This is a genomic window from Polycladospora coralii (genome assembly GCF_014773435.2).
In the GTDB taxonomy this organism is placed as follows: Bacteria; Bacillota; Bacilli; order Thermoactinomycetales; family Thermoactinomycetaceae; genus Polycladospora; species Polycladospora coralii.
On record NZ_JACXAG020000027.1, the window covers coordinates 1 to 1,840 of the forward strand.

Sequence of the window (1,840 nt, forward strand, 5' to 3'; positions counted from 1 at the left end):
CACCTCTCTAGTAGGATTATAGCACATCTCGGACTTGTGAGAGGGGACCCCATTCCCTGGTCCGAAGCTGATTCATCCCCCACCTACTTCGTTGAGGTAGGAGTATTCTCAGCTATATTGGATAAACTCATATAAAGGTTCTGGTGCAGAAAATAGTGTGAAAGTAAAAAAACAGCTTTCAACCAAGCTTAGGTAACTTGATTTTGTTTTCTATCACTTCAATGTTATGGTTAGTCGAATTCGTTTAAATTTGAATCGTGGCGGGTCGTTCTGTTGCTTGAAGAAACGAGAAAAAGCATCTGCTAAGTTCTTTAAGGCGTTTTGAAGCGAAAATATATCTACTTCCTTTAACCACACGATTTCTTTTTTGAGTTGTGTTAACAATCTAGAACAACTGTTGTATGTCAGCCCTCCTCCTATTTCTTCGTATGTATCATGCCCCTTTGTTAAGAAGTGGTTAAACGCCGGTGGATTACAGTCGAAATTTGAAGGCTCTGTGCACTTTTTGAGATTCAATATACTCCAATACTTGTTTCCGTGGTGAGCAAATAAGATAGATTCCATAAAAGACCATCCCATAGGGAACTCCTTAAAAAGAATTCTAGCCGCATTTCCTTTCATCACTTTTATGATATTAGGGATATAATGTTATGGCGAACAATCGATTAGCAAGTGAATAGGGTCTTGATCTGTTTCGATCGTAAAAATAGAAAATCTATGGCGATATTTTACATACCTTACGAAATGGTACTGGATGGAATAGACATATCCACGCCCTTACGTAAGTAGAAAAACAAAAAATAGCCGGACTTGCGAGAGGGAAAAACCACCCCTCCCTCGTCCGACGCACCCGCACACTCACAATTGAGGTGCAAAAACATGCTCATTTAATCATAATAAAAGCGTTCGATTAAGCAATTTGATGAATGGACCAGATGATCCCAGGTGTTACGCCCCCACCTAAATCTAAGCTAACGGTTAAACCATCTGCTTCATAGAATAACCCAATGACATCACCTGCGTCTAACTCTACTTCACCCGCTAAAGTAACCAATCCATTACCTAATATCGTCCGTAAAGTGAGTAATGCAACAATATCTACATTAAATACTGGAAATAAACCTGAAACCAAATCGGTAACGACAGGGCTAGTTCTTCTAACAACAAAACTAGGGTCAATTCCTGCACCTAAACTTACTGATATCGCTGCAGTTGTTTCATAATTAATCGTTGCAGATATAGAGTATCTGCCTGTTGTAGGAACTGTAAAATCACCTGTCACATCGTCAAAGTCAACACTTCCATAATAAGGCGAGGTAACCGACCATCCAGATATTTGTGTAGATACAGCAATACCTGGAGCAGAAGTAACAGCGGAAAAACCATTTGAGGCAAAATCACCACCTGTTGCTCCGGTTGATCCTGTGGCTCCCGTTGCGCCTGTGGCTCCGGTTGCACCTGTTGCTCCGGTTGCTCCGGTTGCTCCTGTTGCGCCAGTCGCTCCTGTTGCACCTGTGGCTCCCGTGGCTCCGGTTGCTCCCGTTGCTCCCGTAGCTCCCGTTGCTCCCGTAGCTCCTGTTGCACCTGTGGCTCCGGTTGCACCTGTAGCTCCGGTTGCGCCTGTAGCTCCCGTTGCGCCAGTCGCTCCTGTGGCTCCCGTAGCTCCGGTGGCACCTGTCGCTCCGGTGGCTCCTGTTGCTCCTGTTGCTCCTGTTGCTCCCGTTGCGCCAGTCGCTCCTGTTGCACCTGTGGCTCCCGTGGCTCCGGTTGCTCCCGTTGCTCCCGTAGCTCCTGTTGCACCTGTGGCTCCCGTGGCTCCGGTTGCTCCCGTTGCTCCTGT

At 45.9% G+C, this 1,840-nt stretch carries 3 pseudogenes; all 3 read right to left on the reverse strand.

Annotation, left to right across the window (positions count from 1 at the left end):
- Positions 1–181: 181 nt before the first annotated feature.
- Positions 182–564: pseudogene (locus IC619_RS16545) on the reverse strand (hypothetical protein); the annotation flags it as partial.
- Positions 513–756, reverse strand: a pseudogene (locus tag IC619_RS16550) (transposase). The pseudogenes IC619_RS16550 and IC619_RS16545, both read right to left, overlap by 52 nt.
- 154 nt (positions 757–910) lie before the next feature.
- Positions 911–1,840, reverse strand: a pseudogene (locus IC619_RS16555) (collagen-like protein); the annotation flags it as partial.